Below are 23191 nucleotides of genomic sequence, written 5' to 3'. Positions count from 1 at the left end.
CGATCAGTACAGCTTGTAGCTGTCGCAGAGGCCGAGGCAGACGCTCTCCGGATGACGGAGGGCGATGTCGACCTCCTTGATCGCGCGGATAGCCATCTGATCCGTCTGGAACAGGCTGGTGCCATCAACCACAGCCTCAGACGAAGCTTCAATCGAAAGCTGCATCGCGTCGGCTACGATCACGTCGGCGAAGTCGGCGAGGTAGACTTCGCTGCCGGCGGTGCCGCCAGCGCTCGTCAGGTTGTTCGGGATCGCGGTCGTGGTACGAACCGGGAAGCCGAGCAGCGTCCCGGCGTCGAGTTCCTGCTTGAACACGAACGAACCGACGCCATCGCGCTGGCTGGCGATAAACGCCTTGACGTGCGGATTCATGATCCAGCCCGGACGCAACATGCGGGAGTTCGCATTCTGCAACTTCAGCACCATGCCGTTGAGGAACGCGATGACGTTTGCCAGCGTCACGCCAGCAGCCGTCAGCGTGCTGATCCCGCTCTGCACGGACAGGCCGGTCGGCGCATTGCCAGTACCAGGGCCACGCAGGAACGCCAGATCCTCTGTGCGCGCAACCACCTCGATGAGGTCGTCACGCACCACGGTGTCGGCACTCACCGGGCTGCGGCGGATCAGGTCATTCGAAATCGCCACCATTGCGGTTAGCTTCTTAGCCGACAGAACCACGCTGTTGAAGGTCGGGTTCGAGGTGCTGATCGACGCGACTTCAGTACCCCAGCCAGCCGTCGCCGCACCAGCGAGACGCGGCAGCGTCAGGTTGCCCTCGGGCATGTCGATCGACATCGGGTTCGAGGCACGAACGGCGACACGAGCGCGCAGCAGTTCGATAAGGTCCGGCTGAAACTTCACCGGGATGAGGACGCCACCGACCGAAGAACCGCCCGTCTGGGACAGTGCCTTGGCAACGGTCTCATCACGCCAGGTCTGCGACACGAACTGAGCGGCGGCACGGGGACCGGACTTCCGCGCAATAGCGGCACCAATGACGAAGCGAGCCGCCTGCAAGCCCTTCTCGATCTTCTCGGCCGGGTCGGAGGCATAGATGGTGGAGGTCATGGCCTTCATGGCCGTCCGGGGAGCGAAGTCTTCCTCGTCGGCGTCGAACGCATCGACCGTCGCGGCCTTCTCCGCCGCAGCGACGATGTCGGCGCGGGCAGCGGCCTCGGCACGCTTAATGCGGGCCTCTAGGGCGTCGATCTTCTTCGCGGTGACCTCGAACTCGGCCGCATCGGCCTCGTCCAGCACCTCACCATCGGGGAGGGCGTTCTCCTTGGCGACCAGCGCCGCCATCTCCGCAGCGTACGCCTTGCGCTTAATCTTCAGGTCTTCAATGTTCATCGGGTTACCTGTTTCTTATTGTTATTGCGCGCGGCATCGCTGACGCGCGTTGCGGTGGTGTGCCGGGGCTAATTCCCCAGCATGATCAGCCGCAGCGCGCGGGCGCGGCGGGCTTTGGCCGCAGCGGCTTTCGCCACTTGGCCTTCCGCGGCCTCCGGAGAGGTCACGGCATTCGAATCTGATTTATCTTCGATCGCTTCGACCGACTTGCGCGCCGGTTCAGCAATGCAATCGGCATTCGAAGGGACGGATACGATCGAGAGTTCAAGCAATTCCTGGCGCTTGAAATCGACGCTGCCGCCCTTGCGATCCGACAGATCCCACTCGCGCGGCTTGAAGCCCACGCTTGTCGCGTGCAGGAAGCCGCTCTGCACCATGCGGAAGACCGCTTCGGCCATCTGGCCTGCAATCGGCACGTCTGCGGGGACGAACTCCACCGTGGCCTTCAGCGATCGGCCTTCAACGCCGATCTGCGTGACCCGGCCAATCGGCAGGCTGCCCTGGTCATGGCCCCAAAGGACGACCGGGTTGCGCTCGAAGTCCTGTGTCTGCCACCCCTTGACCGAGATGGTATCGCCATCACGGTCTTCCCGTTCGGTCGAGATGGTGAAGCGCGCGGTGCGATCACCCAGCACTTCGGCAGGGGAGGGGAGAGGACCGCTACGGACCACGATGTCAGTCATGGAGCGGCCGTCTGCCGCCAGAGCCTTGAAGTGGGTGATGTCGATGTTCATGCTGCGTCGTCCTCCGCGGCGTCGGCGGCGGGATTGCTGGACGACGGATTCGGCTGTTGAAGCTGGCCATTTGCGTCGAGCGGGAGGCTCTGCACGCTCACCCGGTACTCGTCACCGCCCGGCACGGGCGTCATGCCCTCGGCCGCACGAACTTCGTTGCGGTTCAAGATGCCGTTGTTCAGGCCGACCTGGTACGCATTGTACCGATCGACCTGGTTGGCCCGCACGAGCGCGTCGTAGTCGAAGCGGATGCGGACCTGGCCCTGCTCGGCCGGGGATAGGAGCTTCGCAGCCCATTCCTGCTCGAATCTGGTCGTGATCGGCATCAGGGCGTCGTTGATGTACGCGCGCTCCTGGCTCTCGACATTGTCGTAGTGCCCCTCAGAGAAGTCGAAAAGCTTGCTCGGCGGCACGCGGAACCAGCGCGCGATCTCGGGAATCTGGAACTGCCTGGTCTCTAGGAACTGCGCGTCGTCGTTGCTCATGGAGACGGGCTGATATTTCATCCCGGCTTCAAGGACGGCGGTGCGATGCGCACCATTCAACCCGCCCTGCGCCTCTTTCCACGACTTGCTGATATTCGTGATAGCGATGTCGGATAGCTTCTGGTCAGTCGACAGAATGCCACCCGGCCGTGCGCCCTGCGAGAACAGACGGGCACCGTGCTGCTGCGTCGCCAGGGTGACGCCGATGCTCTCGGCAGCGACGCTGATGGGCGAGACGCCCGTGTAGCCATTGAGCGAGACGCCGAAGGTGTGCATGACGTCTGAGGCTTCGACCCAGATGCTTTCACCCTTCATGATCAACGGATGGGTGATCTGATAGACGATCACCCCGCGCTGGCTTACCTGCACCTGCACTTGGTCAGGGGAGACCGGCACCAGGGCACGGACCCGGCCGCGGCCGTCTCTGAGGACGACGGTGAAGCTGTTGCCCCGCATGGCGTAGCTGGTGACCGCGTAGGCTTTGAAACTGAACTCGGTGTGCCAACGATTAGGCCGCGCCAGGACGGCATTCAGCGGATGATCGGCATCCGTGACCCAGCCGCCCTTGGCTTGGCGCCGCTCAACCAGGAGCGGCATTTTCCCGATATCGTCGGATAGCGCCCGCACGGCGAGCATCACAGGCGCAGCCGTCAGCGCGGAACGCGGCGTGACCGGGATGCCTGTGTTGCTATAGCCTCCATCGATGCCGAGGCCGCCGAGAAACCGCAGGGTTCCGGCATCGCTGGCAAAGCCGACGTCAGCAGGGGAGGCGGATTTCGACCGCTTCTTCTTCGACATTTCGACGTTATTTAGCTACGTCAGAGAAGCACGAGACCGCGGTGCTCGTACGGCGACTCTTCCTCCGGTTCGGCCAGCATCGCGCGTCCTACCGACATGATGGTCGCTAGCGCGGTGTCGATCTTCTGCTCATTCCGTGGCTTCTTTGGGTAGACATTGGCGCGGGCGTCGTATTGCCCGACCACGTTACTGATGCACCAGCCGAGGATGGGATCTCCATCGTGGTGCAGGCGGCCACTCCGCATCGCGGCATCGAACTCTTTGGTGGGTTCCGACAGTGTACCGGTGTTCTGCCGATATTCGACCACCGGCACACCCTCCGCGGCAAGGCGCTGTGCTAGCTGCGTCGCGTTCCAGGGATCGTAGGCGACCGAAAGGACTTTGAACCTGCGGCAGAGATCCAGGATGTCGGCCTCAATGGTGCCGAAATCCGTTGTATTCCCGTCAGTGACGATCAGACGCTTCTCAGCCTCCCAGTTCGGGTAGGCGGCATTCCGAGCCTCGTCTACCGACGCTCGATTGTTGTATGAGCGGCAAAACACAGTGTAGTGCAGAGATCCGTCCGGCTGCCGCTCCGGGATGCAGAGGGAGATGGCCGTCAAATCGATCTTGCTCGATAGATCGCAGCCGATATGCGCCTCTCTGCCCTCAAAGTCGGAGATTGTTATCTTGCGCGCGCATGCGTTGAAGGCGGAGGTGCTGAAGAGGGCATCGTCGGCGCCTACCCAGATGTTCAAATGCCTCGTTTTGAAGGCGGATTCTTGGCTGGGGTTGTTCCTGGCTTGCTTTGCGATGCCCTCGATGGCGTCCGGCTGCACCGCCAAACCCCAGGATGGATTCACCTTCCGCCATGTCGCCGGGTTCCAGATGTCATCTTCGGCGTCAGCGGCCCAGATAACCGCGAATAGGCGCTCATCGGCCTGCTTTCCTTCAAGGACACGAGCCGCATAGTCGTGCAGGGACTTCCCAATACCCGCGAGGTTCCCTGTGGCGGTGCTGATCGACAGCAGAAGGGGATGGCGCCGCTTGCCTGTGGCCGTCAGCATGACGTCGTAGACCTCTGGGGTCTTATGGCTGCCGATCTCGTCCAGGATGGCGACCTGCACGTTCAAGCCATCGAGCGCCTTCGCATCAGAGGAGACCGCCAGGAGCTTGCTGGCGCTTCGGGTCTGGTAAATGGCATGCGCGCCGACCTCAACGCCGTAAGCGGCGCGGAATTTGGTCGACCTGCTGACCATGTTTTTCGCGGTATCGAACAGGATTTTCGCCTGGTCGCGGGTGACCGCCGCTGCATAGCCTTCAGCGCCGCCTTCACCTTCCACGAATGTGAGATAGAGCGCGATAGGTGCGGCGACGGTCGTCTTACCGTTGCCCCTAGGTACCCAGACGGTCGCTGATCGAAAGCGGCGCGTCTCCGTGCCGCGCTCGACCCATCCAAAGATGTTGGCGAAGACGAACTTCTGCCAGGGGAGGAGGGAGAGCGGCTTCCCCGCCTGCGGGCCTTTAATATTTTCGAGCAGGCTGGCGAAGCGCATCGGCTTCTCGGCCAGATCGGGTCGGAACTGCCACGGTGAGGCGGGATCTTCCGCGGCCGTCAGGTCATCGAGGAAACGCTGGCACGCGAGCTTGACGTATTTGGGGGCGGGGATCGCATCAGCGACCACGTCTCGGGCATAGCCGACGCCCTCTGCGACATGCGGGAAATCAGTGAACACCCATAATTTAGTCGCCGGGCGGCGATGCCTTGGCCCCCCACCTCGCGCTATACCGGACCCGGTCCTCCGCTAGCTCGAACATGACCTTCGTCACCGCGCGGCCGGGCGCATCGTAGATGATAGACCAGGCCCCGGTGGCATTCTGGCCTAGCCAGTGCCGCACCAGCAGAAGGGCAGGGGGACGGGATGCGTGGCGGGCTGCACATGGTAGGCGAAGCGGTGGCAAGGCCATGACGGCCGCGTCGAACATGGATGATTTCATCCCCGATTATAGCTCCTCGAAGGGGTTTTTGTCGTCCTTCTCCGTCGATGCAGAGACTTTCGTCCGCGCCGCGGGCGTGCAGCCGAACTCCGTCAGCCACGCTTTCAAACGCCTGTCAGCGTCGGCCACGATTTGAACTTCTGGGTAGCTCTTCCACAAGCCGTTCGCTTCATAGGTGGTCGATCCGCGCTTCCGCAGCGCCGCACGGGCATCAGCGAGTTCCGCGTAGCACTCCACCACCGCTTCGAGCGCATAGGCGTCAGCGACCGTCAGCACACCCATCCCGTTCAGCAGGGTGACGAAGTCGGGCCAGACCCGCTTGGCGCGCTTGCTGAGGTGGCGCGGAGCGTCAGCGACCAGGCGGTCGGGCATCGGCTCGTTCGGAAGGACCCTGTCCTTGCGCGCGGTGCCTTCCAGCTTCTTCAGTGCAGTGGGTTTGCGGGGGTAGGGCATAGGTCTCGGCCAGATGATGGAAGGCCGGGCGCCGCATGATTGCGGCCTGTGTCGGCAGTATTGCCCGGCCACGATAATTTAGCCGAGCAGTATGGCGACCTCTCCGAGCGTCATGACCTCGATGCCGATCTTCCTGGCGTACTCCTCGTATGTCGTCTTGCTGCGCTTGCTGATCCGCGTCCTAGGGTTCTGAAAAATCATGATGATGCGGAGGTGCGGGAACTGCTGACGGATGAGCCGCATTTTCCGACGATCCTCCTCGCTGAAGCGCCCTTTCGACTCAATTATTGTCCGGCCATCTGGCGATATCCAATCCGGCGTATAGGTCGAAGCGGGGATCTGATACGTCAGCCGTGCGGCTTCGTACCTGTAGTCGGCGGGCAGGGCCTTGGCGACCAGCTTTTCGAATTTGTTGCGCACCTCTGATTTAGCCGGGTGCGAGTTATATCCAGCGTAAATAGGGATATGAACCCGAAAATCGTCATTCCAGTCCGTCGCCCCGATGGGGTCCGCGGCTTCCTTCCAGTTGATGCCGCTTCTATCATGGCCGTTATGGATACGCCGGATGAGGCGGGATGCTGCACCGTCACCCTGCTGGACGCGAAGACGGGCAATGAGTTCGAAGTTCAGGCCACATGCGCATCACGCATCATCGCAACGGACATTTACGAGGCTTCGCGGTATGGCCGCTGAAGCTATCGCGGTCTTCGATTCCGTTCGCCTAGTCAACCCTGCCGCAACTCTCGAAGGACCTATCCCGCCCGGCCGTGAGGGCAGCGTGATGGGCATATACGGCGACGGTCTCGTTTTCGACGTGGCTTTCGGCGGGCCAGTACCAGGTCTCGCTCTAGTGCGGCGCGAGGATATCGAACCGGCATGATCTTCTTCCCCTCCGTAACGGACCCTGTGTTGAGGGTGCCGATCGCCTTCCAGCTATGCCTCTGTTCCGACACGCCGGAGATGGTCGCCAAGCGTGAAGCGTTTGAGAAGCGGTACCCCCATGTGGTCGAGTGCGGGCACCTGCTGACCTTCCCTGGTCGCTTTGGAAAGATCGAGGTCGACAGCCAAGCCCGTAAGTGGCTTCGAGAGACGATCGGCGGCGCTTGGGCGCGGAATGGGCTAAAAGGCGTCCGCTTCACCCGCGAAGCCGATGCAGCGCTGTTCCGCCTGACTTGGTGCCGATAGTAGGTGTTGCCGCACTGGCTGCCCCTCAACGTCAGTGGATCGTTCTAAAGCGCATACCATGCCAGGTGGCTATTCAGCCAAATAAACGCTAACGAATGCGCCATTTTGATGAGTAGTATAATAAGGCTTAAGCCTCCACCTACGACATACAGAAAGAGGGTAGCAGCGCTTAGATAAGGCTTCCGCCACGAGAACGGTAAGTATTGGAGGAGGGGTCGGCGTACCTCATTGCTCCATTGCTCCTCAGTAAACTGTTTAATTCTATCAGGGCAAAACAAGTTGTAGCTGAGCGAAGCGGCACCGAGCATAATGGTCGAAATGCCCAACCATAGTGTTAGGCTCGGTATCGGAAGCGGATGAAGGCGCGCGATAATTTCTTGCAGTGCTTCGGCGGCATCAGGCTGATTGCTTAACGCATGGCTCTTCGACCATTCGGTGAACCGGTGAACTTGCGAATTATATAATGCTATCATCGACATCACTGCTGGAATGGCCACCAAGGCACTAAATGATATACCGAAAAGTGGCAGTGCACCTATCGATCTCACGCGAGCCCAGGAGCCAAATCGGAGTATAAGCGGCAAAGGATTAGTGCGCTTAACTAGCGTAGAGTCGAAATTCCTGATGTATATGATGTTGTCGTGAAATTCTAACCGCTCTAAACCCTTAATTTCATGAAAGTTTTTGCTAAACATAAAAAAGCTTCGATCTAAAACGACGCTTTGCCCGATCGTGAGATCATCAAAACTGCAATCATGAAAATTACAATTTTGGATGGATGTAACCGCGAAAAATGATGTTTTGAATTTGCAGGAATGAAACTTGACGTTCGAGATTATCGAACTTTCGTTCAAAGTCGGCCCGAACATGACTATTTGAAAAGTGCAATCGCCGAATATTACGTCATCTATTATCGGTAACGAGGTATTCTTGAAAGTGCAATTATCGAACCTTGTACCGTAAAGCTTTGGCAGATTTTCGTTGTTAAACTCCTGGTCACGAAAGAACTTTCCGTCATCAAGTGAGTCTTGCGCTTCCAAAAATCGCCTCCTCGCCCTCTTCGATTTGGTTCGCCTACTCAACCCCGCAGTCAGCCACAAGGCGTAGGGAATGCTCGGCTTCCATAGTGCCGGGAACTCCTCTGTCTGCTGTCACTCGGTCTCATACCGCCGCTTCCAGGCGTAGGTGATCCAGGCCCGAGATGCGGCCACTTGGCAGCGCGGGCAGAGTAGGGCCGGGTGCAGTCCGATCATGTCGAGCTTGGCGTCTCCTACCTTCACCAGAAGTTCCTCCCTGGTCCATGTACGCTCGTGGCCGCAAGGATCGCAGCGGAAACAGATCCCCTCATTCGGCGCGAGACCGGCCACGCTCGTCATCATATCCGCCTCCACCTAGGCAGATAATCCCAAAACTAGATGGGGGTTCCTAACAGGCGCACAATCACCCGATACCGATTCGATTTCAGCACGCGGGAGGGCAAGCGATGGATTTCGGCTGGTTGCCTGGGACTTTATCCCAAATCGCAACAGTGACACTCTCGCAAGCCGCAACGCTGATAGGTACGGCGGTGGCTTGGCAGATCAGCCAAAAGTGGAAGGCGCAGGAGATAGGGAAGCGAAAACAGGCCGTCGCAGAACAAGCTGTACTTTCTATCAATCAATTCTATGCCGCGATGGTGCTGGTACGAGAGCCTATATTTATGTCGGATATCGTCGCTATTGCAGCCGCGGACGGTCGAGATACGCTACAAGGACAAGATTTCTACAAACTATTTGACTATCGTATAGCGAAACATGAAGTGCTTATGGCGAAATTTGAGGAGGCGCGCTTTTTAGTGCGGCTATACTATGGTAAAAAATTCGAAGCCTTAATGGTAAGGATTTCATTATACCGCAGCATTACAAAGAATGAAATGTTCGAAGCGATGATCATTTGTGCAGACAAATACGGGGAGAAGCGCAAGGAATTTCACCAAGGTGTTTATTACGCAATGGTGCTAGAGCGTTGGAGGGATGGAGTAGGTCCAGATCCGATGCTAGACGAGATCCGTGCCCATATTACCGAACTTGAAAACCTACTCATTTCCGATTTGCGGATAGGGACCGAGCGACGGCCGAGGCGCTCGACTAGCCGATCATAACGCTGGCTGGCGCGAGACTTTAGGGGACGGGAAGTGACGGGGTGAAAAATCAACTCCGTGTCGGTCCTTTTGCCGGAATCTTTCCAGCCTAGACCCTACCCCCGGTGGTATGACAGGGGAGTGATGCACGCAATGGTTGCGTCCATGCCTCCCGCCTCGCTGATGCGTGAGATGTGAGATCAGACCGTTACAGGCAGCCGACCTCACATGCCCAGTATCGCTAGGAAGGTCGCGGCGTAGTGCTGTCCGCAAACCTATTTAGTCAGCGGCGCCGCGGCGGGCGGGCAAATCCGCTAAATCCTTGATGTATTGCTCGAAACCCCGCGTCGTTACGCTCTCGCTGGACCACTGGATATCGGACGACGAAATCGTTCTGCACGGCGCCGTCGAGTGCCTTGCCCGCCTTCGGCTCTGGATCATTGACCAGGAGCGCCAGTACAGCATGGTCGCGGCCGAGTGCTGCGAGCGCGTCACCAGCGATGGTGTGCTGTATCGCCTAGTCCTGTATCACCCGAGCCTGTTCCGTTAGGGGAGGGTAGGGGAGTGATCGCTTGCTCCTCGGCCTCGATCATCTCGCAGACATCGCGCCACGCTTGGTCCAGCATGGCATCGATCGCTGCTTCCTCCTCCGCGGCTTCGTCCTCTGGCGTCATCGGTTGCCTTTCCGGCGGCCATGCTCGGCCATATGACAGGCGTGACAGGTTGAGACTAGATTGCTTGCGTCCAGGCGTCGCTCTGGGGCGTCCCGGATCTCCACCCGGTGGTGCACCTCGGTCGCCACCGTCACCCGCCCAGAAGCCTCGCAAACCTGGCAAAGCGGCTGCGCTGCCAGGTAGGCGTTGCGAACTCTGGTCCACCGCGCGTCGTAGCCGCGGGACCTCGCTGACCCTCGCCAGCGATCGTAGCTCTCCCGCACCTGCTGCCGGGTCTGCGCGCCTGCTGGCCGGTGGACCGGCGGCCTGGTGGGCATCAGTTCACCGTCCGCGAGTGTTCGATCTGCTGGTCCTGCGGTCTCACTCGCCAGCTTCGTCAACGTCGTCGTGCGCCTCCTCGTCGGTATCGGCCTCTTTGATTTCTTCTTCCTGTAGCGCCACCCAAAACAGCAGGCCGGAGACCACGGCAAGAATGCAGTAAAGCACGGTGAAAACTTTCGAGGGTTCATGCAACGCGAGACCCACGTCATGCATGATAAAATACAGCCAAATCCACGCGGGCGTTGGCTCGGTAAAGCTTCCGATAAGACGTTTGAACATGATGATATTTAGGCCGCGGTGTGGTAAATAGAGGTAAGCCCACACTCACCGACGCGCCGCATTTCCGTGAGGTAGTTTCGCGTATCTCTGACGTAGGCTGCATGCCCCGGCCGTGGTGGTAACATCCGGTCTGCCGCGCGTGGTGCCAGCGGGGCAAAACGCTGGGAAAAAGGGCAGGGTAGAATGCAGCCGCCTGCGAGGTGAGGGTTCCGGCGGTAATCGCTGGGACCCTCTTCGTAAATAGCCGATGCACGCCAACATCCTCGCCGCCGTCACGGCCTTCGCCAAATCCAGAGCACAACAACCAAGCACCTGGATCGGCATTATCAGCCTGATCGTGGCGGCTACAGGGCTATCGATCGACAGTCAGACGGTCCAGACCGTCGCGCTCGCCATTGCTGCTATCGCGGGTGGTGCCGGGATCGCCGTCGATCGCTAATCGCCCAGGTCGAGTTCGCCATCTACGAAGCGGACGACGGTGAAGGCGGTGGTGTTGAACCGCTTGTTCAGTCGCCTCGCCATGCGGTGCGCGTGACCTGGTGACATGAAAGTCACTCTCGGATATTTCGGACCAGGGTAATCGCGGTACGCTGTAGCGATGCGGATGTTGCAGGGCTGGCCGTCATAGAAAACTGCATAGACCGCGGCGGCTTCCAACACCTGGAAAACCCGCGCGTTGACGCTGCGTCGCTCTTCATGCGATTCGAGCAGCACAGTCGGCTTCGGTCGAGACATCCCAACCCCCTAAAAAGAAAAGCCCGCCGAAGCGGGCTTAGTGTGGTGTAGGCGCCGGAGTTCGTCTCCGACCTGTTGTGGTGAGCGGCCTGCTCGATTCTATTTATCAGTCTGTCGCCTCTGCCGCCGGGGTCGGCGCCGGATCGTCATAGACACGCTTAATGAATCCCGCTTCCGCCTGGGCGTAGAGCATCATTGCGAACACTGTGCCCCAGAGTGCCTTGGCGTCGTTACCGCGTGTGACGAACCACGCGGCGTCGTCACGAAGTTTGTCGTCGTCCATCACCTCATAATCGGCAATCACCCTATCAGCGACACGCTCGAACCGATGAATGAAGGGGCAGGTGTCGGGCAGCATGATAATAGCGCGAATTAAGTGGTCGGTGATGAGGTTTATGTATCCGTCTCTTGTCATCTCAGTTTCCTGCCGTCGTATTCTCTAGCGCTCGCTGCATCACCGCCTTTACGCGGATGCGCGGCTTCACCGTCACCAGGCCATCCACACCGCAGACGCCGTGCGCCAGGCCGACAGGCGGGCGCGGGTTGCGGTTGCTGTAGGTGAGACTCTCGTGCCCGTACCGATGCACTCGCTGGCCATGCATCTGGCAGAACGGCCCGCGGCCTTTCGTCATGCCGTGCGCCTGCCGCTCGCATCCCGCGGCGGCACAGCACTTCCCTTCGAACATGCGCGCCATCAGTGCGCGCCCTTCGGCAGGAGGACATCGTTATGGATGGACAGAAGATTGTGGTCGACGGCGCGCTTCAGCGCGGGATCGATGGCGATAAGCGCCTCACCACGCTCCCGAATTTCCCGCACGACCTCTAGGTAAGATTGGATCGAGCGTAGGTAGGCGCTGCACAACAGGGCGCGCTTAGTTGTCTCGTCCATCACTCGCCCTCCTTTGGGAGAGTGTTGGACCGATACGGCGAGATGTCGCCGCAGCCGCAAGCAGGGCAGGTGTCGTCGCATACGGCCGACCACACATCCGACCACTGATTGCCGCACTCCCCGCAGTAGTAGTGGTTTTCGATCATCGGGGTATCGTCCATCACGGCTGCACCGCCTTCAGCGCGCGGATGCGGTCGACACAACGGCGGACCTCGTCATCGCTAAGCCGGCGATCTGCGTCACGGCGAGCGTCGAAATCCGCTAACCACTCTTCATCCGAGAGTTCGAGGAGGATGCGCGCGTCATCAACCTGCTGCTCGACCTCGTTTAGTACCTTGCGAAGTATAGCGGCGTCGTGCATCGCGTATAGGAAGTTTTCGCGCCGGGCGTGGCGGTGCCCGGCTGTGCTCTTGTCTGACATCTCAAATGTTCATCTATAATATAGAGAGAATACGGGAGCATATCCGAAACGGTCAACACTTGTGCGCGGCGCAAACTTTCCGCCGGTCGGGCCGGGTGTGTGATTGGTTTCGAACTTCAGTTTCGACTTCTGTGTGAAGGCATCGGCGTGCGACCAAAGGGGCTATCGTGACGTCAGGAACGATAGTCCCCTTTGGTCAGCACGCCTGTGTTTTGATGCTGTGTGATTAGTGTGATTACTTAGTGCGGGGGAATCACATCACACACGCCGTAGGGCCTCAACGGGGTGGCGGTTGGCGCTCCCGGCGATAGTTTGCTCATCGCGGACCACGCGGCCTTGCTTGATCAGAGCTTTCACCATTTCCCGCATGGCGGCTTCGTCCTTCAGCCCCACGGCGGCGGCAAGGTCGCTCATGCGCCGCCCATCCGCGGCCTTCTTCCCCGGCGGCGCATAGCCCTGCTGGATCGCCCAGGCCCGGCCGATTTCAGCGGCGACTTGGTCCATGAGCGCAGGGTCGACCTGGTCGGTGGTTGGCGGCGCGAAGCGCATAGGAATGCCGGTCCGGTCGCCGTAGCGCCGTCCCTGACCGTTGCCGAGCTTGGCTTCCACCCGCTCCCACCAAACTGTCTTCGCCGAAGGCGGCGCATGGTTGGCCTTGGCGTTGCTGATACGGAAGAGTCGCGCCCGCAACTCCGGCTCGGTGACGAGGCCGAGTTCCTTCCTTCCGAGCGGCGTGATGACCCGCGCCAGCCGCGCGCCGTTGACGAGGGCAACGGCGCCTAGCACGGCGGTCGCGGAGGAGGCGTCGCCGTTCATGCCGGCCTTGTTCTGGTGATGTACAAGCTGGATGGCGCAGTTTGTCTCCTCGGCCACCCGGCGGAGGCGCTCGATCACCATGTAGGCGATATCGTTGTCCACCAGCCCGGCGAGCAAAGGCCCCAGGGGGTCAAGGTTGACGACGTCGGCGCGATGCCGCCGGATCATTGCGGCCAGATTGGCGAAGCCGGCTTCGTTGAGGGCGTAGCCGCGGCCTTCCGCCCGAGAGAGCACGAACAGGCTCGCGGGCGGCGAAGCGATGACGATCCTGTCGCCGATCGCCTCCGGCGCGATGCCGTAGCAGCCCGCCGCCATGGCAAGGCGCTTGGTCATCTCGGTGAGGTTTTCGTCGAAGTTGAGGAACAGCACCCGCAGCCCTGGCTCCCAGACCCGCGCGCCCAGCATGTCGCTATCGTCGGTCGCCATGGCGATGCCTTCGACGAGCGACACATTCGTCTTGGCGCTCGCGCCCGCGCCTGCCAGCACCGAGATGGCGCCGCGCTCATAGGCGTAGCCGAGCAGCATCGGGGTCGGCGGCAGCGCCGAAGCGGTATGAAGAACTTCGGCGGTGACGTAGGGCAGGGCGGCCAGCGGATCGACCGGCTCAGGGGTATCATAGGCGCCGAAGTTCATGCTGGTCGGCGGCATCGTCCAGCCGAACTGCCCGGCGCGGATCGCCAGCATCTCCTCGCCGACATAGGTCTCCGCGGCTTGCTGCCACTTGCGCTCGAACTGCTGATCGTCGCACCAGCCGAACCGCGTCGCCCAGGCTCGGGCTGCCTCCATGTGCTGGTCGGCATCCCGCCCCAGCACCCGCCTGAAGCCACCCAGGACGCTCAGGAGGTCGCCCCAAGACGGCAGAGCATCCACCCTATTAGGAATCGCGTGAAGGGCGTCCAGCGCCACCGGGGCTGGCCACAGCGGATCATCCAGGCGGGTGTCGTGCTTGGCGACCGTATAGTCGCGGTGCCGCCCGGCGGTCGAACGGCCGATCAGCCGTTCGGCGGCATCGAGGAACGCCGCGACACGCTCCTCCGAGACCGCCGGGAGGGCAGCGGCCGTGAGGCCGCGCATGGGGTGGTCGGCTTCCCATTCGATTTCGACGCCGCTCTCGTGCCAGCCGTCGACCACAAGCTGACTGCCGCAGCCAAGCACGTCGATGCGCTGGCCGACCCCGGCATCTGGGTTGTGCTCCACCCCTTCGAGGAAGCGGGTCGGCGGCTCGCCCTCGGCGGCGCGGTAGAGCATCGCCAGCTTGTTCGAGTTCGCCCGGCGGCGAACACCTGGCGTCTTGCCCAGCATGGTCTCCGCAAGTGCCCGCACCGAAGCCGCGTCCGCGGCCCGGCTGCAATCGATGTCGATGATCTGAAGGCCATCGGCTAGGACGCCCGTGTTCGGCGCATCCGCATAGGCATCGCGCCCGGCGGCCTCTGGCGGGTCTAGCCTTGCGCGCTCTTGCCAGCACGCGCCCGCGGGCCGTTTGCCTGGGCCTTGCGCGTCTTGTGCGGCGACGATGGCGAGCGGGCGGAAACCATTCTTCCACGCCTGCTGGCGCCCGGCGGCAATCTCGGCCAGATGTTCTCTGGTCGGCTCCGGAATAATACTCTTCATTGAAATTCCTCTAGGGCTTAAAGATCGGTAGATTACAGAAGGTGATTCAATCAATGGAAGCTATTTACGTCTCTGGATAGCAATTTTCGCCGGGTGAAAACTTTCAGGTTGACAGACTGGCCATATTGAGTCACATTCGCGTCAGTCACGATTTGTGGCCCGTCGCTTTACGACGGCTAGCACAAGAGAGTTTTTAGATCACAATGACTATTATTCCGGATATGGCAGCGCAGGCTGCCTCTACTGCTGCTGCACGCAGCACTGATACGAACGTCGTTATCATTGGCCGCGCCCGCTGGGTCAGCCCTTCCCAGACCAGCGGTGGCATCTTCGAGCCGGACGCGAACGGCAAGCGCGGTTGTGCGCTCCTGATCCCAGAAGCGTTTGATCTCTCCAATCTGAAGGCCGCCGTGAAGTCCGCGGCGGTGAAGACCTTCGGTTCCGACCCGGCGAAGCACGTCGGCGCCCGCAATCCCATCGGTCTTGCCGCCGAGAAGGGCACGTTCGCAGGCTACGAGCCGGGCGTGACGCTCATCCGCGCGTCGACCAAGCGGGTTCCGACCATCGTTGACGCCGCGGGCAAGGCGGTGAACCCGGCGGTTCTCGACACCGAACTCTATGACGGGCGGTGGGTCGAGATGCACGTCAACCCCTACGGCTACAACATGAGCGGCAACAAAGGCGTGGCCTTCGGCCTCAACGGCATCCAGTTGCTCGATCATGCCGACCCGCTGGGTCGCTCCAACACCTCGGCCTTCGGGGTCTACAAGGCTGCGGTCCCGGCGATGAGCGCCGCGCCTGCCGAGCAGTCGGCCTGGGACTGAGTAGGGGCGGCCTTCGGGCCGCCTCTTCCGCATCATGGAAGAGTTTATCCTCGCTGCACCCGGCGGTGCAGCCGATGACGCACTGTGTCTGGATTTCGAAATCCGCACAGCGCTCGACCTCCGCACGTCCAGCGCCCATCGCTGGTGCCACCACGCGAGCGCGGAGCTTCTCTGCGCCGCCTACCGGCTACCAGGCGACCCGGCCATCCGCGCATGGCGCCGCGGCGAGCCTGTCCCCACCGCCGTTGTGCAGCACATGTCTGCGGGGCGGCCCGTTCGCGCATGGAATGCCATGTTCGAGTTCGAGGTGACCCAGACCGCCGCCGCTCAGGCGTTAGGCTGGCCACGGCTAACCTTAAACCAGCTTGACTGCTCGATGGCGCGTGCGGCGGCTTGCGGCTTGCCGCAAGGTCTTGACGCCTGCGGCCAAGTCCTTGGCCTCACGGTCACGAAGGACGTTCGCGGATCGGTCCTTATGCGCTCTATCGTCAATCCGAAGCGCTCCGGCCAGCCGATTGCTGACGAAGCGATGGACGGCCTTGTCCGCTACTGCTTGCAGGACGTCGCGGCCGAGATGGCGATCACCGCCATCCTGCCGCCGCTGACCGTGCCGGAAGCCGAGTTGTGGCGCTTGAACGCGCGCATCAACCAGCGTGGCCTGCCGATAGATGTCCCGATGGTCGAGCGCGCCGAGGCCGCCGCGCGGGCGACGCTTGCAGCGCTCGATGCCGAGATGGCGCAGGTAACAGGCGGCGCTGTGCCGGCAGCCAGCGCGGTGGCGCGGCTGAAGGACTTCCTTGGCGCGCAAGGCGTGGCGGGTTTCGCCGACCTCGATCTCCGGGATGAGTTGGAGGACGCGGCATGATCGCCAAGCCCGCCACCTCGCTCGATGAAGCCGATCCCGCTTCGCTTCAGAAGCACGACATCGACCGCCTCCTCGCCGACGCCAGCTTGCCGCCCGCGGCCCGCCGGGCCTTGGAGATCCGCAAACTTGCTGGCAAAGCGGCGACGAAGAAATTCGTCGCCATGCTCAACCGCGCATCCTCGGACGGCAGGCTGCGCGGCGAGTATGTCTACTACGGCGCCCGAACGGGCCGGTTCGCCAGCCGCGGCATCCAGATGCACAACCTGAAGCGGCAGCCCAAGGGGTATCGCTTCGACGCAACAGAGGCAGCGCTCGCCAGCAACCAGCCAGTAAGCCTGGACGACCTTGCGCTTTCGGTACGGAGCATGATCGCCGCGCCATCCGGCAAGGTGATTCTGAAGGCCGACTTCTCCCAGGTCGAATACCGTGGCGTCTGCTGGCTCGCGGGCGAGACGGAGCGGCTGGATGCACTGGGCCGCGGCGAACTTCCTTATGAGCTTGTCGCGGCGCGCATCCGCGGCATCCCCGTCGAGGCGGTCACGCCTGACCTGCGAAACACCCTTGGCAAGCCGGTGGTGCTAGGCTCCGGCTATCAGTTGGGCTGGACGGGCCTGCAAGCGCTGATGGGCCGGATGGGCCGCCACCTGGATGAAACGGAGGCCCGGCGGGCCATCCAGGTTTTCCGCGAGGCGCACCCGGCGGTCTGCCAGTTGTGGCGCGATGCAGAGCAGGCGGCCAAGACGGCGCTAGAGCCCCGCTTCGCCAACTGCTGGGTGCCGTTCGGCGCGCATCGCCTTCTAGCCTTCTCCCGCCGCGCGCCATGGCTCCTGCTGCGGCTGCCTTCCGGCCGGCATGTCCGCTACTTCCAGCCCGAGATTCAAATGAGGGAGAAGTTCGGCAGCCTCCGCCCGTGCGTCACGGTGGTGCAGAAGGGGAAGTTCACGCCCGCTTATCGCCGAGAGCAAATCTATGGCGGCCTCATCGTCGAGAACGCCACGCAGGCGATGTGCCGCGACATCCTCGCCACTGCCCTGATGCGGCTCGATCGAGAGAAGTTCGAGATCATCGGCCACACCCACGATGAAGCCATCCTGCTGGTCGACGCGGCGGATGCGGACACGATAGCGGGCAAGGTCGAGAGCCTGATGGCGCGGCCGATATCCAGCCTCCCTGATTTCCCCCTTGCTGCCGACGTCCAGTTTGGCAGCCGTTACGCCTAGGAGAGTGGCCCGGAATTGGAAAGGGGGACCGAGCCTGCCGCCCGATCCCCCTATTGGTCCTCGTCCTCAACTCTTCCGCACATGCGGCGGATCTTGTCCGAACCAAGTAAACAGCAAATCCTCTCAGCCGCGCATTCGGCGGCTCCGGCCACCGGAGAGACCAGCGACCGAGCGAATGATGCGCCGCAGGGTGCGCCAGGTCGATACACTTGCGAGTGAATCACCAGGCATACACCCAGCCACAACTACAGATTATCAGTGGTCATAGCGGCGAAAAACGGTGAAAGGGAAGGTAGGCGTCGCCGCGAAAATCAAATTAATCCCGATATCCGGGGATGGGGTTGAAAGCCGCGGACGTATATCAACCGAACCCCGGATTGTAGGGGTTAATTCGGTTTTCCAGGGGGGCAGCTTATCCCATCCTGCATTTTTTCTCTCCCGCCGCGTCGAATTTCAGTGCTTAGTCGTAAACAACCCAGGGTTCACGAACCAGCGTTCCTCCGGCCGACCGACGCTTCCATCGTGTTCGGGGCTGCCGAGCCAGCCGTCTTGGGCGAGGATGCGGATTGCCGTCCGGATAAGCTGCGTTTCCCGCAGGCCGCCGATCCGGCGGTTGCGGATATCGCTGACGGTGAATGACGCTGGCCGCCGCTCCATGATCCAGCCCGCTAGCGTAGCGGCTGCATGCGCTTCCGCGGGGGCATCGGCGTCCCCGAAGACCCTGCGGGCCATCGGCAGGTAATAGGTCTCCATGAGCCCTGCCGCTGCCTCGATGGCCCGCAAGCTGATCTCCCGGGGCGGCTCAGGGTCGTCGGTGCATGACCACTCTAGGAGTTCGAGCACCAGGGCGATCCGAAGGGCCTGCCCGCGCGCCTTGTTCAATGCACTGGCGTACAGGCCGCGGTGGCCACGGGACTGCTGGCGCCAGCGCTGCGCCGCTTCGATGAGAGTGCGCCGGGCTTCCCTGGCTACAGGTACGAACACCGGCTTCGGGCGCCCATCCTCATCTTCGTCTGGCGGCAAGCTGGCGAGCCGCGACAAGCGCGCCACCGCGACGGCAGCGTCGGGCCGTTCGACAATTTCGATGGTGTCAATGGAATCGTCCGGGCAAGCCCAGAGGAAGCGCGGAATCAATCCGTCGTTCGCGCGCGCACTCAGAAGCGGCGCGAGGTTCTCAGGTGGGATGCCGCCGAGCATGCTGCACGTCAGATACTCGACAGAGGCAGAATCGCGGCTCATGCGATCGGCCTTGCTGGTCCGCCCGCCGTAGGTCTGAAGCCAGAACTTCGCACTGTTGCTGTTGTACCTGGTGAAGCTCTGGAACTTATCGTCAAGTTCGTCATGAAGGGAGAAGCCGCCGCGGAACATGCCAGCCAGGAGCGTCTGCGCCTTTTCGGGCGTGACGTCATCGAGCAGCAGGCGCGGCGGGACGGGGCGAGGGGTAGGCTCGGCATCGTCGGGATATGCGGGCATCGGTCCGCCCGTCTTCAGAGCCTTCTTCACCGACGCTTCGTACAGCTTCATCTTGATAGCAGCGATGTGCTGCTTCTCTTTCCAAGCGCGCATCTGCTGCGGCATGTCGGCATCGGCCTGCATCTGCCGCTCGATAGCGTGTATGACATCGGAGACGGTGTCTTGCGCAGGAGACTTGCCGCTGCCGGACCCGCCGACGTTGGCGCCGAATAGAGCGGTCGGTTCAAACCAGCCTCCGAGCCGAGCCCATCGGGCATTGCCGATGAGAGCCGCTGCGCTCACCAATAGCGAATGCGCGACGTAGTCCACTGGCGCGTTAGCTGACCGCGCGGCATCAGCAGTCCAATACGGCCACTCGCTGCCCAGCGCCTCGATGGGGTAGCGCGGCGCATCGGCTAGATGTTTCCGCAGCACAGCCATATTTGGTTCCTCTCCCGCATAGAGTACCTCCGGTGCGGCAGGGTCGCCAACATGCTTGTCCTCGGTCGCGGTAAGCTTCCGCTTCTCGCCGCGGCGCTTTTGGAAGAGATGGTCGTCATCCCCCTCGGGCATCAGACTGCCCCCCGCGCCGGGAAGTAGCGTTCGAGCCAGTTGACTGCTGCGGGCTGGGTAATCCCTTCCCGCAGGGCGACAAGGCCCGTCAGCGCCAGACCGCTGCGGCAGACTGTGCGCACCCCCTTCTTGCGCCAGTCATCGCGGACCAGAAGGCGAAGCCGCCAATAGCCGGTTACGCGGTCGATCAGAGCGAGGGGGTAGGTCTCTTCGTCTCCGGCATAAAGAGCGATCCGCCCGCTTTCGGTCTCGGGCCAGGAGAGCCAGGTACCGGGTTCGAGGTCGCCGCAATGGTAAGGGAGACCGATGGCGGCGCAGAGGCGGTGGAGGTTCGAGAGGGCAGGCCGCTCCCAGTGGCCAGGTCCCCGGCGCTGCTCTTCCAGGGCGAGGCTCGCCCTGATCCAGTCCTCTGCCGACAGGAAGGGATCGCGGGGGATGAAGTCCTCCGCGGCTAGCTTCAGTTCATATTCGGGATCATGCATTCTCGGTCTCCTTTGGATTCGGAGCCGGAAAGCGGGGCGCACAGATCGACCCGACCGCGCTTTTAGGGCTTGCGCGGGCTGCTGGGGTCTGTAGGCTCAGGAAATCCGATTTGTTGCTGAGCCTGTCTTGTGAGCCCTCTGCCTACCCGGCGGGGGGCTTTTTCTTTACCGATCAAGCATTTGACGCCTCCCGGCCCGCCGGAAGGCGGGCACTAGCCGTTTGCAAGGCATCGAGCGAGCCAGAAACGGCCCACGGCGTCAACTGGCTTCAGAGCATAGATGCGCGCCCGATAATGAACGGATCAGCAACAGAATTGCGCTATATTTCGAAATTTCTGCGATACGATTGTCTGCAATTGCAAAGTCTGCTGTGTAGAGCAGGGAATTAAATCGCGGTTTTTCCCAGCACACCTTCATTGCGAGAAAGTTTCGCTTCCACATCGCGCAAATCGCCGATGCAGTCTATGATCTTGCCGATTCGAGCAGGCGGGACGTTATGTGCTTTTCCGCCACGGATTTCGGCAACGAACCGGCGTGGTATACCGCGTATGACGATGATCTGCCGCTCCGGCTCGTCACCGCGCGGCGGATGGAATTCGATAGTCTCGAACAACTCCCGCAGAGATGCATTGATACGGGCACGGGCATTGTAGCGCTCATTCGACGGCTCGGCAGACGTCGCCAGTGCAGCCAGCGACCTGACCGTTTCCGCGTGCATCGAAGGGTCGTCGGAACCACGCTCGATAGAGAGTTGTTCTGCCAAAATCTTATGTCGGGTTAGTAGCTCGGCTTTCTCTTTCTCTAATTCGACCGAGATGCGGCGGATCGAGGTATACTCTAGCTCGCGGTCGCGGATGATCTCGCCAATGCGCCGGTTCAGGAACTCGACTTGCTCATGCAGGCGTGCGAGTTCGATTTCGGTTTCTGCCGTCCGACCAGCGGCAGGCGCGAGGTCTCCGGGCTGGAAGAGGAGATCGGCGAAGCCGCGTAGGACCGCGTTTTCTAGCAGGTCGAGGCGATAGTGCGTGCGAACCGTGCATCCCGTCCCGCGGCGACGATTATCGCATACGAGAAATGGTTTGTTAGCCCAGCGGTAGACCATGGACCCGCCGCACACGGCGCAGCAGGTCAGCCCTATGAAAATATTGGGGAACTGTCGGCCGCGCCTTCCTCCTCGCCCGGCGCCAAGCAAGGTTCTGTTTTTCGCCTTCACGGCATGGGCGCGCTGGTACGTCGCTAAATCGACAATAGCGGGGTAGTAGTCTCGGATTGGCTCCCCGACCGTCTCTGCCTGGTTCCTGGTGGTGATATTCCGAACCTGCGGCTGCCATTCGCCCAGGACCGAGCGGCCATTGACGATCTGGCCGACAGTCCCACCATGCCAGCCCGTGGAGGACTGGCGGCCACGACCGAGGCGCCAGGGTGCTTTCGTCTCGTCCCCCGCTTTCCATTCCTCATTAAAACGGCGCGCGATAGTGTTCACACCGACGCCGGAAATGATTTCGGCGAACATCCGCCGCACGAGCGCGGCCCGCTCTGGGATGGGTCGGAAGGTCCGCCGCCCGTCGATCTCGGCGGGTTCCAGCCAGCCGGGGCAGACCCGCGAGACCCGCTCACCACGGGCGATGGCTGATTCGCGGCGTTTCGCCTTCGTGTATCGAACCCGCTCGCCCTTCAGCGCCGAATCCTCATTGGCCCGGACCATTTCGAGGATGCTGCTAAAGAGGAGCTTGGTGCCGTCTCGGGACCGTAGTGTCGCGGTCGTGTAGAGGGTCCTGTCCCGCTTGGTGTAGATGCCCAACCCTTTGTTGATGACCGTCAGGAATTGCAGCAACGCATCGTTGACGTCTTCGCGGGAGATGCGGTCGAGGGCTTCGCAAATCAAAACCGAACCTGGGGCGATCTCCCCACGGTCAAGCCGTGCCAGGAGGGACCCGAAAGCCCCCCTGAGCCGGTTCATGCCGGTGAAGGCGCTAAGCGCTCGATCGACAAGGCGGGTGTTCAGCGGGAGGCCAAGGCTCGCCGCAATAGCCTCATTTTCCTCGCTCTGCCGCGCGATGCTCTCACTACTGCCTTGCTTAAGAGACGAATAGCGCGCGTACGAAATCGCCTCTGAGACGGGCATCATGAGCACAGCCATGCACCTCCGGACCATTCCGAAAGTTTGTTGTATTAGGCGTCTCGACGAACATCGTCGTCAACCCGCATCTGCAGAAGGGCGACAGGCTGGACCTGGCGACGGCGCTGGCGCCGGTCGCGCAGGTCTCGAGCTACCAGTACGTGCTGGTGGTGCATCCGGACGTGCCGGCGCGGACGCTGCCGGAGTTGATCGCCTTCATCAAGGCGCAGCCGCCGGGCACGGTGACTTATTCCTCGGGCGGCGTCGGCAATGCCAACCACCTGGCCGGCGTGCTCTTCGCCGAGGCGGCGGACGTCGAGATGGAGCACGTGCCCTATCGCGGCACCGCGCCGGCGCTCGTCGATGTCGTCGCCGGGCGGGTGACGATGAACTTCTCCTCGCCGCCGCCGGCGCTCGCCCTGGTGCGGGAGGGCAAGCTGCGCGCCATCGCGGTGACGGGCGAGCACCGCATCGCCGCCATCCCGGACGTGCCGACCCTGACCGAGGCCGGCCTGCCCGGCACCGTCATCACCGGCTGGCATGGCGTCTTCGCGCCGGCCGCCACCGCCGCAGCGCAGATGGATGCGCTGGAGGCGGCGGCCCGCCGCGCGGCCGCGGCGCCGCACTATCTGGAGCGCCTGGCGCATGACGGGCTGGAGCCGGCGCCGGCGCGGCCGCGCGCCGCCTTCGCCGCCGCCGTCGCGCCCGAAAGCGCCTATTGGGGCCGGAAGGTCAAGGAACTCGACCTGAAGTTGGAATAGAGCGGATCGCGGGAGGGCGAATGCCCGGACGCGTGAATCCGCTCGACT

26 protein-coding genes and 1 pseudogene are annotated in these 23191 nt (G+C 61.9%); 8 read left to right on the top strand and 19 right to left on the bottom strand.

The window, feature by feature from the left end; translation table 11 throughout:
- Window positions 1-3: 3 nt before the first annotated feature.
- From HJG45_RS05445 to HJG45_RS05420, 6 genes are all read right to left on the bottom strand, one after another.
- Entirely contained in the window at window positions 4-1350 is a 1347-nt protein-coding gene (locus HJG45_RS05445; protein WP_171611062.1) for a phage major capsid protein, read from the bottom strand.
- A gap of 68 nt (window positions 1351-1418) precedes the next feature.
- Window positions 1419-2084 carry an HK97 family phage prohead protease gene (locus HJG45_RS05440; protein ID WP_171611061.1) on the bottom strand — a complete coding sequence of 222 codons (666 nt, stop codon included), beginning with the start codon at window positions 2082-2084 and terminating at the stop codon, window positions 1419-1421.
- Entirely contained in the window at window positions 2081-3367 is a 1287-nt protein-coding gene (locus tag HJG45_RS05435; RefSeq protein ID WP_171611060.1) for a phage portal protein, read from the bottom strand. The genes HJG45_RS05440 and HJG45_RS05435 overlap by 4 nt, the downstream gene beginning before the upstream one ends.
- A 20-nt stretch (window positions 3368-3387) precedes the next feature.
- Window positions 3388-5082 (bottom strand): terminase TerL endonuclease subunit, encoded by a 1695-nt coding sequence (locus HJG45_RS05430; RefSeq protein WP_171611059.1) that lies wholly within the window; start codon window positions 5080-5082, stop codon window positions 3388-3390.
- A gap of 268 nt (window positions 5083-5350) precedes the next feature.
- A complete protein-coding gene (locus tag HJG45_RS05425) occupies window positions 5351-5797 on the bottom strand; it encodes a phage terminase small subunit P27 family (protein WP_171611058.1) in 447 nt (148 codons plus the stop codon).
- Window positions 5798-5875: 78 nt separating this feature from the next.
- Window positions 5876-6217, bottom strand: coding sequence for an endodeoxyribonuclease (locus HJG45_RS05420; RefSeq protein ID WP_171611057.1), 342 nt, complete (start codon window positions 6215-6217; stop codon window positions 5876-5878).
- Window positions 6218-6262: 45 nt separating this feature from the next.
- On the opposite strand from HJG45_RS05420, the gene HJG45_RS05415 reads away from it, so the two are divergent.
- Together HJG45_RS05415 and HJG45_RS05410 are read left to right on the top strand one after the other, a co-directional pair.
- Window positions 6263-6490, top strand: a complete 228-nt coding sequence (locus HJG45_RS05415) for a hypothetical protein (RefSeq protein WP_171611056.1) — start codon at window positions 6263-6265, stop codon at window positions 6488-6490.
- A gap of 183 nt (window positions 6491-6673) precedes the next feature.
- Window positions 6674-6982, top strand: coding sequence for a hypothetical protein (locus HJG45_RS05410; RefSeq protein ID WP_171611055.1), 309 nt, complete (start codon window positions 6674-6676; stop codon window positions 6980-6982).
- A gap of 44 nt (window positions 6983-7026) precedes the next feature.
- Here HJG45_RS05410 and HJG45_RS05405 read toward each other — a convergent pair whose 3' ends face one another.
- Complete coding sequence (locus HJG45_RS05405; protein WP_171611054.1) at window positions 7027-8022, bottom strand: hypothetical protein; 996 nt, start codon at window positions 8020-8022, stop codon at window positions 7027-7029.
- Window positions 8023-8465: 443 nt separating this feature from the next.
- On the opposite strand from HJG45_RS05405, the gene HJG45_RS05400 reads away from it, so the two are divergent.
- Window positions 8466-9122 carry a hypothetical protein gene (locus HJG45_RS05400; RefSeq protein ID WP_171611053.1) on the top strand — a complete coding sequence of 219 codons (657 nt, stop codon included), beginning with the start codon at window positions 8466-8468 and terminating at the stop codon, window positions 9120-9122.
- Window positions 9123-9592: 470 nt separating this feature from the next.
- On the opposite strand, the gene HJG45_RS05395 is transcribed toward HJG45_RS05400, so the two are convergent.
- The 3 genes from HJG45_RS05395 to HJG45_RS05385 are packed head-to-tail and all read right to left on the bottom strand — an operon-like array spanning window position 9593 to window position 10375.
- Window positions 9593-9775: a hypothetical protein gene (locus HJG45_RS05395; protein WP_171611052.1), complete on the bottom strand. Its 183-nt coding sequence runs from the start codon at window positions 9773-9775 to the stop codon at window positions 9593-9595.
- A complete protein-coding gene (locus HJG45_RS05390; protein ID WP_171611255.1) occupies window positions 9772-10092 on the bottom strand; it encodes an HNH endonuclease in 321 nt (106 codons plus the stop codon). Before HJG45_RS05390 ends, HJG45_RS05395 begins: the two co-directional genes overlap by 4 nt.
- Before the next feature lie 43 nt (window positions 10093-10135).
- Window positions 10136-10375 (bottom strand): hypothetical protein, encoded by a 240-nt coding sequence (locus tag HJG45_RS05385; protein WP_171611051.1) that lies wholly within the window; start codon window positions 10373-10375, stop codon window positions 10136-10138.
- 247 nt (window positions 10376-10622) lie between these two features.
- Between HJG45_RS05385 and HJG45_RS05380 the strand changes: the two genes are divergently transcribed.
- Window positions 10623-10814, top strand: a complete 192-nt coding sequence (locus HJG45_RS05380) for a hypothetical protein (protein WP_171611050.1) — start codon at window positions 10623-10625, stop codon at window positions 10812-10814.
- Here HJG45_RS05380 and HJG45_RS05375 read toward each other — a convergent pair.
- The 6 genes from HJG45_RS05375 to HJG45_RS05350 form a co-directional block, all read right to left on the bottom strand.
- Window positions 10811-11089: a hypothetical protein gene (locus HJG45_RS05375; RefSeq protein WP_171611049.1), complete on the bottom strand. Its 279-nt coding sequence runs from the start codon at window positions 11087-11089 to the stop codon at window positions 10811-10813. The two genes, HJG45_RS05380 and HJG45_RS05375, sit on opposite strands and share 4 nt — an antisense overlap.
- A gap of 127 nt (window positions 11090-11216) precedes the next feature.
- A complete protein-coding gene (locus HJG45_RS05370; protein ID WP_171611048.1) occupies window positions 11217-11525 on the bottom strand; it encodes a hypothetical protein in 309 nt (102 codons plus the stop codon).
- 1 nt (window position 11526) lies between these two features.
- Window positions 11527-11805: a hypothetical protein gene (locus tag HJG45_RS05365; RefSeq protein ID WP_171611047.1), complete on the bottom strand. Its 279-nt coding sequence runs from the start codon at window positions 11803-11805 to the stop codon at window positions 11527-11529.
- Window positions 11805-11999, bottom strand: a complete 195-nt coding sequence (locus HJG45_RS05360) for a hypothetical protein (protein WP_171611046.1) — start codon at window positions 11997-11999, stop codon at window positions 11805-11807. Before HJG45_RS05360 ends, HJG45_RS05365 begins: the two co-directional genes overlap by 1 nt.
- A gap of 160 nt (window positions 12000-12159) precedes the next feature.
- A complete protein-coding gene (locus HJG45_RS05355; protein WP_171611045.1) occupies window positions 12160-12420 on the bottom strand; it encodes a hypothetical protein in 261 nt (86 codons plus the stop codon).
- A 258-nt stretch (window positions 12421-12678) separates the two neighbouring features.
- Window positions 12679-14847 (bottom strand): AAA family ATPase, encoded by a 2169-nt coding sequence (locus HJG45_RS05350; RefSeq protein WP_171611044.1) that lies wholly within the window; start codon window positions 14845-14847, stop codon window positions 12679-12681.
- Window positions 14848-15050: 203 nt separating this feature from the next.
- Between HJG45_RS05350 and HJG45_RS05345 the strand changes: the two genes are divergently transcribed.
- Genes HJG45_RS05345 through HJG45_RS05335 form a run of 3 tightly spaced genes read left to right on the top strand, consistent with a single transcriptional unit; the run spans window position 15051 to window position 17756 of the window.
- Entirely contained in the window at window positions 15051-15671 is a 621-nt protein-coding gene (locus tag HJG45_RS05345; protein ID WP_171611043.1) for an ssDNA-binding protein, read from the top strand.
- A 34-nt stretch (window positions 15672-15705) separates the two neighbouring features.
- Window positions 15706-16536 carry a hypothetical protein gene (locus tag HJG45_RS05340; RefSeq protein ID WP_171611042.1) on the top strand — a complete coding sequence of 277 codons (831 nt, stop codon included), beginning with the start codon at window positions 15706-15708 and terminating at the stop codon, window positions 16534-16536.
- Window positions 16533-17756: a DNA polymerase gene (locus HJG45_RS05335; protein WP_171611041.1), complete on the top strand. Its 1224-nt coding sequence runs from the start codon at window positions 16533-16535 to the stop codon at window positions 17754-17756. Before HJG45_RS05340 ends, HJG45_RS05335 begins: the two co-directional genes overlap by 4 nt.
- 453 nt (window positions 17757-18209) lie before the next feature.
- Here the strand turns inward: HJG45_RS05335 and HJG45_RS05330 are convergent, their stop codons facing one another.
- The 3 genes from HJG45_RS05330 to HJG45_RS05320 all read right to left on the bottom strand — a co-directional run bounded on the left by HJG45_RS05330 (window position 18210) and on the right by HJG45_RS05320 (window position 22403).
- Window positions 18210-19781, bottom strand: coding sequence for a DUF3987 domain-containing protein (locus HJG45_RS05330; protein WP_171611040.1), 1572 nt, complete (start codon window positions 19779-19781; stop codon window positions 18210-18212).
- A complete protein-coding gene (locus HJG45_RS05325) occupies window positions 19781-20263 on the bottom strand; it encodes a hypothetical protein (protein WP_171611039.1) in 483 nt (160 codons plus the stop codon). The genes HJG45_RS05330 and HJG45_RS05325 overlap by 1 nt, the downstream gene beginning before the upstream one ends.
- Window positions 20264-20648: 385 nt before the next feature.
- Complete coding sequence (locus HJG45_RS05320; protein WP_171611038.1) at window positions 20649-22403, bottom strand: recombinase family protein; 1755 nt, start codon at window positions 22401-22403, stop codon at window positions 20649-20651.
- Between the two features lie 38 nt (window positions 22404-22441).
- Between HJG45_RS05320 and HJG45_RS05315 the strand changes: the two are divergent.
- Window positions 22442-23143, top strand: a pseudogene (locus HJG45_RS05315) (Bug family tripartite tricarboxylate transporter substrate binding protein); the annotation flags it as partial.
- Between the last annotated feature and the right edge of the window lie 48 nt (window positions 23144-23191).

It is taken from the genome of Roseicella sp. DB1501, assembly GCF_013112485.1.
GTDB lineage: Bacteria > Pseudomonadota > Alphaproteobacteria > Acetobacterales > Acetobacteraceae > Paracraurococcus.
The sequence above is the reverse complement of the archived record's forward strand: the minus strand, read 5'-3'. Positions and strand labels throughout refer to the sequence as shown.

Coding starts and splice junctions, on each gene's coding strand:
- HJG45_RS05445 (WP_171611062.1), bottom strand. CDS start 1,350: ATGAACATTGAAGACCTGAAGATTAAGCGCAAGGCGTACGCTGCGGAG.
- HJG45_RS05440 (WP_171611061.1), bottom strand. CDS start 2,084: ATGAACATCGACATCACCCACTTCAAGGCTCTGGCGGCAGACGGCCGC.
- HJG45_RS05435 (WP_171611060.1), bottom strand. CDS start 3,367: ATGTCGAAGAAGAAGCGGTCGAAATCCGCCTCCCCTGCTGACGTCGGC.
- HJG45_RS05425 (WP_171611058.1), bottom strand. CDS start 5,797: ATGCCCTACCCCCGCAAACCCACTGCACTGAAGAAGCTGGAAGGCACC.
- HJG45_RS05415 (WP_171611056.1), top strand. CDS start 6,263: ATGAACCCGAAAATCGTCATTCCAGTCCGTCGCCCCGATGGGGTCCGC.
- HJG45_RS05410 (WP_171611055.1), top strand. CDS start 6,674: ATGATCTTCTTCCCCTCCGTAACGGACCCTGTGTTGAGGGTGCCGATC.
- HJG45_RS05400 (WP_171611053.1), top strand. CDS start 8,466: ATGGATTTCGGCTGGTTGCCTGGGACTTTATCCCAAATCGCAACAGTG.
- HJG45_RS05395 (WP_171611052.1), bottom strand. CDS start 9,775: ATGACGCCAGAGGACGAAGCCGCGGAGGAGGAAGCAGCGATCGATGCC.
- HJG45_RS05390 (WP_171611255.1), bottom strand. CDS start 10,092: ATGCCCACCAGGCCGCCGGTCCACCGGCCAGCAGGCGCGCAGACCCGG.
- HJG45_RS05385 (WP_171611051.1), bottom strand. CDS start 10,375: ATGTTCAAACGTCTTATCGGAAGCTTTACCGAGCCAACGCCCGCGTGG.
- HJG45_RS05380 (WP_171611050.1), top strand. CDS start 10,623: ATGCACGCCAACATCCTCGCCGCCGTCACGGCCTTCGCCAAATCCAGA.
- HJG45_RS05370 (WP_171611048.1), bottom strand. CDS start 11,525: ATGACAAGAGACGGATACATAAACCTCATCACCGACCACTTAATTCGC.
- HJG45_RS05365 (WP_171611047.1), bottom strand. CDS start 11,805: ATGGCGCGCATGTTCGAAGGGAAGTGCTGTGCCGCCGCGGGATGCGAG.
- HJG45_RS05360 (WP_171611046.1), bottom strand. CDS start 11,999: ATGGACGAGACAACTAAGCGCGCCCTGTTGTGCAGCGCCTACCTACGC.
- HJG45_RS05355 (WP_171611045.1), bottom strand. CDS start 12,420: ATGTCAGACAAGAGCACAGCCGGGCACCGCCACGCCCGGCGCGAAAAC.
- HJG45_RS05350 (WP_171611044.1), bottom strand. CDS start 14,847: ATGAAGAGTATTATTCCGGAGCCGACCAGAGAACATCTGGCCGAGATT.
- HJG45_RS05345 (WP_171611043.1), top strand. CDS start 15,051: ATGACTATTATTCCGGATATGGCAGCGCAGGCTGCCTCTACTGCTGCT.
- HJG45_RS05340 (WP_171611042.1), top strand. CDS start 15,706: ATGGAAGAGTTTATCCTCGCTGCACCCGGCGGTGCAGCCGATGACGCA.
- HJG45_RS05335 (WP_171611041.1), top strand. CDS start 16,533: ATGATCGCCAAGCCCGCCACCTCGCTCGATGAAGCCGATCCCGCTTCG.
- HJG45_RS05330 (WP_171611040.1), bottom strand. CDS start 19,781: ATGCCCGAGGGGGATGACGACCATCTCTTCCAAAAGCGCCGCGGCGAG.
- HJG45_RS05325 (WP_171611039.1), bottom strand. CDS start 20,263: ATGCATGATCCCGAATATGAACTGAAGCTAGCCGCGGAGGACTTCATC.
- HJG45_RS05320 (WP_171611038.1), bottom strand. CDS start 22,403: ATGGCTGTGCTCATGATGCCCGTCTCAGAGGCGATTTCGTACGCGCGC.